The organism is Facklamia sp. P13069, from assembly GCF_050409405.1.
Taxonomy (GTDB): domain Bacteria; phylum Bacillota; class Bacilli; order Lactobacillales; family Aerococcaceae; genus Facklamia.
This window is the reverse complement of sequence record NZ_JBNUPN010000047.1, coordinates 1-3,865: the sequence shown is the minus strand read 5'-3', so window position 1 is coordinate 3,865 and position 3,865 is coordinate 1. Positions and strand designations below refer to the sequence as shown.

The 3,865-nt window shown below is 33.9% G+C and carries 5 protein-coding genes; 4 read left to right on the top strand and 1 reads right to left on the bottom strand.

Annotated elements, in window-relative coordinates; all coding sequences use genetic code 11:
- The first annotated feature begins 182 nt into the window (after positions 1–182).
- From ACQV2T_RS09235 to ACQV2T_RS09220, 4 genes are all read left to right on the top strand, one after another.
- A complete protein-coding gene (locus ACQV2T_RS09235; protein ID WP_428875501.1) occupies positions 183–347 on the top strand; it encodes a hypothetical protein in 165 nt (54 codons plus the stop codon).
- A 352-nt stretch (positions 348–699) separates the two neighbouring features.
- Complete coding sequence (locus tag ACQV2T_RS09230) at positions 700–1,527, top strand: hypothetical protein (RefSeq protein WP_428893584.1); 828 nt, start codon at positions 700–702, stop codon at positions 1,525–1,527.
- A complete protein-coding gene (locus ACQV2T_RS09225; protein WP_428892106.1) occupies positions 1,520–3,076 on the top strand; it encodes a bifunctional metallophosphatase/5'-nucleotidase in 1,557 nt (518 codons plus the stop codon). Before ACQV2T_RS09230 ends, ACQV2T_RS09225 begins: the two co-directional genes overlap by 8 nt.
- A gap of 39 nt (positions 3,077–3,115) precedes the next feature.
- Positions 3,116–3,334 (top strand): sce7725 family protein, encoded by a 219-nt coding sequence (locus ACQV2T_RS09220; protein ID WP_428875505.1) that lies wholly within the window; start codon positions 3,116–3,118, stop codon positions 3,332–3,334.
- A 346-nt stretch (positions 3,335–3,680) separates the two neighbouring features.
- On the opposite strand, the gene ACQV2T_RS09215 is transcribed toward ACQV2T_RS09220, so the two are convergent.
- On the bottom strand, positions 3,681–3,865 hold a 185-nt coding region (locus tag ACQV2T_RS09215), incomplete at its 5' end, for a hypothetical protein (protein WP_428893583.1).

Here is a 3,865-nt window from a genome sequence, read left to right as displayed (position 1 = left end):
TTTAAACAACGTTTATAGTGGTTTTTCGGTTTGAGACTTATGATACAGCCCCTTTAGGTGTTCAGAATGAAGTTAAAATATAGCTTATTTTGATAAAAAAGTTAAGTAGAACTTTAGGTCCAATATATGGTACGATAAAATCTTGATAGTGAAGATAAAAACTATTAAGAGAGGAAGAGTTGATGAGTCAAACAAAGATTGAATTCTTGGGTGGAATTGGCACAATTGGGGGAAATATTATTAGCCTTCAAAAAGATAATCATCAAGTGATTATGGATTTTGGAGCATTTGTAGGAGCCGATATTAAACAATTGCTAGATCGATCATTAACTGAACAATTCCTTTAAGATAACTTATTGCCTAAGGTAGAAGGATTTTATTCTCAAAGCCAGTTAAATTCAAATTCGTTAACTGCTTATGAGGTGAGCTCATCGAATACTGCCATTTGCTTGTCTCACTCGCACCTTGATCATCTAGGTTCCTTAGGACAAATAAACGAACAAATTCCTGTATACACATCAGAGAAGTCATTAAACTTTTATGAAAACTTAGTAAAAATTCCTTTTTACCTAAATATGATGTTAATTGGCAAAGTGTTCCTCATCAAACAAGTATTCATCATGGGCCATTCAAGATAACTTTTAAAGAGAGTGACCATGATACAGAAGGTGCGAGTGCTATTTTATTGCAACGAATGATTTGAAAATTGTTTATTCAGGAGACTTAAGACTAAATGGTTATAACCCTGAAAAAGTGCTCAAGTGGGTAGAAGAAGCCCATCCTTTTGAACCAGACCTACTATTAATTGAAGGCACCTCTTTGTCTAATTTTGGAGATGACCTCGCACCTCACTTAGCTGTTGAGGGAAAAAATCATAATCTAGCTTGTTCAAATGAGCGGCAGTTATTAAAAGAGAGAGACCACTTATTGGGTAAAAAACAAGCAGGCATCATAACCATTAATTTATATCCACAAAATATACAACGCTTGATAAGATTGAATGAAATAGCTAAAAATCATCAACGGAGATTTGTCGTAGATAAAGCGTATTACCAATTGCTTAAACAACATATATCAAGCAAAATCGATAATATTTTTTGTTTAGATGAGGATGAAGAAGAAAGTAGTCTTTTGGTAAGTGCTGAAGAATTGAAGGCTTCGCCGAATGACTATTTATTATTAATTGATTATGAACGTCATCAAATTCTTTATCAATTACCAGCTGGAATATATTTACATTCAAACGGAGTTCCTTTAGGAGTCTTTATGGCTGGTTATGAGGAGTTTTTAACCAATATGGTTGAATACGGCCGGGATTTCTATCAGGCTGGGGTCTCAGGTCATGCCTCTCAAGCAGATTTATTGATGATTGGTTATACGATTCAATCAAAAGTTGTTATTCCATGGCATACATTTAAACCAAAGGCTTTTGGTCAAGAGTTAGAAACAAAAGGTCTAATTGTTTTCTATCCTCAGTATGGCCAAATATATACGATGGACAAGATATTGGAGGGGAACAATGCTTAAAATCCGCTTTTTAATAACGAGTGATACACATGGTCAATGGCACCATCATCCTGATCAGACTGAGTATTCCTTAAAGAACACTGCAGCTTTAATTGATCAATTAAAACAAGATTCGATTAAGACATTGCAATTTGATTTAGGCGATTTTATTCAAGGATCGCCTATGACGAGCTATACCAGTCAAGTGACAAAGAGTGCGGCTCCTTATGCTCGAATGATGAATGATTTGGACTATGATTATCAAATTGTTGGTAACCATGAATTTAATCACGGAATGGCCTATCAAGACACAGCATTAGACTTAATAAATGCACAAATATTATGTAGCAATATTGTGGATCGAAAAACCAAAAAGCCCTATAAGGGAAAAGCCTATGATGTCATCAACATTGAAGATTATAAAATCGGAATTATTGGTGTAACCACCCACTATATACCACACTGGGAGTTGCCAGAAAATTATGAAGGCTTAGAATTTTTAGATGCTTTTGAAACGGTTAAAGAGTATGCTCAATTTTTAAAACCTCAAGTGGATTTATTAGTTGTTGCTTATCATGGAGGTTTTGAAGCTGACCTATCTTCGGGAGAGGCCTTAGAGGCTCAAACTGGAGAAAATCAAGGATATAAGATGATCAGTGAGATTCCTGAAATAGATCTTTTATTAACGGGTCATCAACATCGTCAGATTTGTCAGCCCTTTAAGGATTCCTTTGTCATTCAACCAGGCTATGGTGGTGAAAAGGTGGGTGAAGTTATCGTGAGTTTAGATAAAAAAGCTTCCCCAGCAATTGAAGGGGCTCTACACTCTTTTACAACTAGCGAAGCAATTGAAAATATTCGTCCATTAGAACCTGAATATAGCCAGAGCCTTAACTGGCTTGATGAGGTCTTAGGGAATGCTCCCATGGAGATGCCCACTCGAAACCTTCATCAAGCAAGAGTGAAAGGCCATCCTTTTGCTGAGTTTTTAACGAGAACGATGTTGAATGAAACAGGGGCAGACTTCGCAGGTATATCCTTGCTCAACGATCACTTTGTAGATTTTCAAGGTGAAGTTAGGCGAGGAGAACTATTGAATATTTATCCTTATTATAATCAAATTGCTGTTAGCCAAGTAAGTGGTCAGGATATAATTGAAGCGATGGAGCATAATTTTGCTTATTTTACTTTTGATTCATCCGGTAAAATTTCTGTAAATCCTTCTTATATTTATCCTAAACCTAAGCATTACAATTATGACTTGTACACGGGTTTTTCTGTAGAGGTTGATTTGAATCAACCAATAGGTAAGCGTGTGGTCAAATTAATTAATGAAAAAACACAAAAAGTAATTGATAAGCAAAAATATTACCATTTAGCGCTCACTCAATATCGTGCTGTTGGGGGAGGCGATTATAATATGTTTACAAAAGCTAAAATTGTTAATATGATTGATAAAGATATGATTCAATTAATAGTTGAAGGTATGGATCAATTGACAGTTACGGAATGGAAAGATATAAATCATCATTATGAGCATATTCAATGGACAGCTTTTAATGAAGATTAAGTATTTTTTCAAAGTTGAAATTAGTCTAAAAAGCTTTTAATAAACAAAATACTTTTAGCTGATAATTTCAATAAACAAAAAAGAAATGCGGATTATGTTGGTGATGAATATTTTTCTTCTGATCATTTATCGTTTAAAAAAGATGGTTACATAGGGTTTTTAGATTATTATGTAATGGGTAAAGATTTTATGGAAAATGGCTTTTCACCTCATGCTGTAGCAATCCATATTATAGATTGTGATAAAAAAAGAACTTGAGGGTTCATCATTTTGTATCTGATACCAATCATAGCCCAACAGATCCAGCGAATAAATACCATGAAGCAGTTATTAGACCAAAAGAATAGTATAATAAGATAATGGAATTGGAAGGTAAAGAATATGTAAAAGAAAACATAGAAACTGAAGTATTTTAACATTTATTACAGATGCTGATGAAGGGAGCGACCCTGGCTTAGGAGTAATAAAAAAATTATCTATTGAACATCAGATAGAACTAATGAGCAAATTTTTAAGAAGCTAAATAAAAAGACAATCAGTTTAAATTTATAGTTTATTATATAATGAAAATAATTTGATGTTTATACTAAAAGAGTTAGAAAAACTAGGCTCTATGTCCAATAGGGTTGATGCTATCCAAGGAGATTAAGCCACTAATGGTTGCTTGGTCTCCTTTTCTTTTCTTCCTGACACATATAATCGTGTTATTAATCCCTTCAATAGGGCCATTGGTTAGTGTGTGATAACGAAAGGAATTCTTAATGAAATGCTTAAACTTAGTAACTATTC